The 3,941-nt window shown below is 75.8% G+C and carries 4 protein-coding genes; 2 read left to right on the forward strand and 2 right to left on the reverse strand.

Annotation, left to right across the window (positions count from 1 at the left end):
- Nucleotides 1-70: 70 nt before the first annotated feature.
- Nucleotides 71-1,132, reverse strand: coding sequence for an NAD-dependent epimerase/dehydratase family protein (locus AB0I76_RS24490; RefSeq protein WP_357039772.1), 1,062 nt, complete (start codon nucleotides 1,130-1,132; stop codon nucleotides 71-73).
- Nucleotides 1,133-1,340: 208 nt separating this feature from the next.
- Here AB0I76_RS24490 and AB0I76_RS24495 point away from each other — a divergent pair, with 208 nt between their 5' ends.
- Together AB0I76_RS24495 and AB0I76_RS24500 are read left to right on the forward strand one after the other, a co-directional pair.
- Entirely contained in the window at nucleotides 1,341-2,696 is a 1,356-nt protein-coding gene (locus AB0I76_RS24495) for a molybdopterin-dependent oxidoreductase (RefSeq protein WP_357039775.1), read from the forward strand.
- Nucleotides 2,693-3,136: a hypothetical protein gene (locus tag AB0I76_RS24500; protein ID WP_357039778.1), complete on the forward strand. Its 444-nt coding sequence runs from the start codon at nucleotides 2,693-2,695 to the stop codon at nucleotides 3,134-3,136. The genes AB0I76_RS24495 and AB0I76_RS24500 overlap by 4 nt, the downstream gene beginning before the upstream one ends.
- 9 nt (nucleotides 3,137-3,145) lie before the next feature.
- Here the strand turns inward: AB0I76_RS24500 and AB0I76_RS24505 are convergent.
- Nucleotides 3,146-3,941 (reverse strand): WYL domain-containing protein (locus AB0I76_RS24505; RefSeq protein WP_357039781.1); only part of this gene is annotated, 796 nt, incomplete at its 5' end.

Below are 3,941 nucleotides of genomic sequence, written 5' to 3' on the forward strand. Positions count from 1 at the left end.
GGCCAACGGCGGCAAGTACTACATCGGCAACGGCAACGTCGCCGGCCTTGTCTCCGTCTTCGGCCTGGCGTCAGGCCGCGACGGCCGCCGGTTCGCGCAGTGGATCGGTGGCGAACGCCGCCACGCCCTCGGCGAAGCCGACGCGGGCGGTGTAGCCGAGCAGGTCGGCCGCTCGTCGCGGGTCGGCGACGACGTGCCGGACGTCGGCGGAACGGGCACCCCCGACGACCACCGGCGCCGGCCCGCCCATCGCGGCGGCCAGGGTGGCCGCGAGGTCGCCGACCGTCCGTGGCTCGCCGGAGCAGACGTTGACCGGCACCAGATCCTCCGGTGGCGGCGTGCGCAGGGCGTGCAGGTTGGCCCGTGCCACGTCGGTGACGTGGACGAAGTCGCGGCGCTGCCGGCCGTCCTCCAGCACCCGGGGCGGCCGGCCGTCCGCCAGGGCGGACCGGAAGATCGAGGCGACCCCGGCGTACGGGGTGTCGCGCGGCATCCGGGGCCCGTAGACGTTGTGGTAGCGCAGCGCCCACACGCCGCCCCCGGTCTGCCGGGCCCACGCGCCGGCCAGGTGTTCCTGGGCGAGCTTCGTGGCGGCGTACGTGCTACGGGGCTCCAGCGGGGCGTCCTCCGGCACCAGTTCGGGCGCGAGGGTTTCCCCGCAGCGGGGGCAGGTGGGGTCGTAGCGGCCGGCGGTCACGTCTTCCGGGCGGCGCGGGGCGGGGCGGACCACGCCGTGCGCCGCGCAGGAGTAGCGCCCCTCGCCGTAGACCACCATGGAGCTGGCCAGCACCAGCCGCGACACCCCGGCGGAGTGCATGGCGGCCAGCAGCACCGCCGTGCCGAGGTCGTTGTGGCTCGCGTACGCCGGGGCGTCGGACGGGTCCAGGCCGTGGCCGACCATCGCCGCCTGGTGACAGACCGCGTCGACCCCGTGCAGCAGCCGGTCGAGCAGGTCCGGGTCCCGCACGTCACCGACGATCGGGGTGTGCCGCCGGGACCATTCCGGCAGCTCTCCCCCGTGCGCCTCGGGCAGCAGGGCGTCCAGCGCCACCACCTCGTGCCCCTCGGCGGCGAGCAGGTCGGCGACGTGCGACCCGACGAAACCGGCCGCGCCGGTGAGCAGTACGCGCATGCCGGCCAGCGTAGGGCGGTCGGCGGCGGCCGGGGCCGACTTCGTCCCGCCGTAAGCAGCTCGCAACATGTGCGCCACGACCGGGCGGCCCACCCGGGTCCGGTAAGGCTTCGGTAATGCGCCAAACCCGGCCCCGACGCCCGGCGCGGACCTAGCCTTCCGGGAGTGGACGCCGCGGGCGGCGCGGCGCCCCGGACGAGGAGGACCGGTGAGCAGCGACGACGCCTCTCCCGCCGGGAACGACCGCGCCGGGACGGGGTACGGCTTCCCCCGGCGCTGGTGGCGGACCCTGGCCGCCCACCCGCCGCCCGGCGTTGACGCTCTCCCCCGGCGGTGGCGCAGTCCGCTGCGGGGTCCCTGGCTGACCTCGACGTTCGGCCTGGTCCTGCTCGTCACCCTGCCCCTGGTGATCGTCACCGGGCTGCTCGACTACCTGGCGTACGGCCCACGGTTCTCCCAGGCGTTCCCGAGCGACGTCGGATGGCTGCGGCCACCCGCCGTGGACTGGCCGACCCGGCCGTCCTGGCTGTTCCGGGTCACCCAGGGCCTGCACGTGACGCTCGGGATCATGCTGGTGCCGGTCGTCCTGGCGAAGCTGTGGTCGGTGCTGCCGAAGCTGTTCGACTGGCCGCCGGCCCGCTCGGTGGCCCAGGTGCTGGAACGGCTCACGCTGCTCCTGCTGGTCGGCGGGATCCTGTTCGAGATCGCCACCGGGCTGCTGAACGTGCAGTACGCGTACCTGTTCGGGTTCGACTTCTACACCGCGCACTACTTCGGCGCGTGGGTCTTCACGGCCGCCCTCGTCGCGCACGTGGCGCTCAAGCTGCCCCGGATGGTCACGGCGCTGCGGTCCCGGCCGCCCCGCCGGGAGTTGGCCACGCCGCGCGCCGCCACCCGCCCCGAGCCGCCCGATCCGGACGGGCTCGTGGCGCCCGCACCGGGGGCGGCGACGGTCAGCCGGCGCGGCGCGCTCGCGCTGGTCGGCGGCCTGTCCGTGCTGCTGGGGGCGCTCACCGTCGGGCAGAGCCTGGACGGTGTGTGGCGGCGTACCGCCCTGCTGCTTCCCCGCGGCCGGCAGCCGGACAGCGGTCCGAACGGGTTTCCGGTCAACCGCAGCGCGCTCGCCGCCGGGATCCGCCCGGACGACACCGGGCCGGACTGGCGGGTGACGCTGCGCGCCGGCGACCGGCAGGTCGCCCTGGACCGCGCCGCGCTGCTCGCCCTGCCGCAGCACACCGCACGCCTGCCGATCGCCTGTGTGGAGGGCTGGTCGACGCTGCAGACCTGGACCGGCGTACGCCTGCGCGACCTCGCCGCCGTCGTGGGTGCGGACGACGTCGACGCCACGACGGTACGGTCGCTGGAGAAGGCGGGCCTGTTCAGGCAGGCCACGCTCGCCGCCAACCAGGTCCTCGACCCGGACTCGCTGCTCGCGCTGCGGGTCAACGGCGCCGACCTGACCCCGGACCACGGGTGGCCGGCGCGGATCATCGTGCCGGCGCTGCCCGGGGTGCACTGCACGAAGTGGGTGGCCGAGATCGACTTCACCCGGGCGCCCCGGTGAGGGCCACGTACGGGGCGCCGCTCCGGCACCTGCTGCTGATGGCCGGCGCGTTCGCCGTCGCCGGGTGGGTGCTGCTGCGGATCGCCGGTGAGCCGACGGCCGGCCGGATGCTGCTCTGGTTCGTGGGCGCGGTGGTCGCGCACGACCTGGTTCTCTTTCCCGCCTACGCGGCGGTGGACCGGGTGCTGCGCGCCCGGCTGACCGCCCCGGTCGACGGTCCGTCCCCGCTCAACCACGTACGCGTGCCGGCGCTCGCCGCCGGGCTGCTGTTCCTCGTGTACCTGCCGGGGATCCTCGCCCAGGGCCGGGACACGTACCGGGCGGCGACCGGGCTGGAACGGGAGCCGCTGCTCGGGCGGTGGCTGCTGCTCACCGCCGCGCTCTTCGTGGCCAGCGGTCTGGCCTACGCGCTGCGGCGGTGGCGGGCTCGCCGCCGGTGACAGACTGTCCTAGCTGCCGGAGGCGGCCATCGCCGCGAGGCGGCGGGCGAGCAGGGCGGCGGCCTCCCGCAGCTCCGGGGGCTCCAGCACCTCCGCCTCGAAGCCCAGCCGAGCCACGTGTGCGGCGAGCCAGTCCAGGTCGTCCCCGCCCACGACGAGCACGCACCACCCGTCGCGGTCGTCCTCGACGCGCCCCACCTGGGGCGGCACCCGCTCCCGCACCGTGTCGGGCCGGGCGTGCACCCGCACCCGTGCGAGATACCGGTACGGCGCCCCGGTCACCGACCGCTGCACGTAGGCGACCGGGTCCGGATGCTCGCTCGCCCGGAAACGCCAGGTCGTCGCCACCGCCTCCCGCATCCGGTCCAGCCGGAAGGTGCGCCAGTCGTCGCGGTCGACGTCCCGGGCCATCAGGTACCAGCGGCGGCCCGTGGTGACCATCCGCACCGGCTCGACCGTGCGTTCGCGTTCCCCGCCGTCGCGGCCGGCGTACCGGAACCGCACGCGAACCGCGTCGCGACAGGCGCGCGCGAGCGTCACCAGCAGCTCCGCGTCGATCTCGACGCCGGGGCCGACGAGAATCTCGGTGGCGTCGTGCACCGCCCGCACCTCGGTGCGCAACCGGGACGGCATCACCTGGTCCAGCTTCGCCAGCGCCCGCAGTGCCGCCTCGGCCGCCCCGGCGACCGTGCCCCCCGACGCCAGCCGCAGGGAAACCGCCGTCGCGATCGCCTCCTCGTCGTCGAGGAGCAGCGGCGGCAGCCGGGTGCCGGCGCCGAGCCGGTAGCCGCCGCCGACGCCCACC

The organism is Micromonospora sp. NPDC049799, from assembly GCF_040656655.1.
GTDB lineage: Bacteria > Actinomycetota > Actinomycetes > Mycobacteriales > Micromonosporaceae > Micromonospora.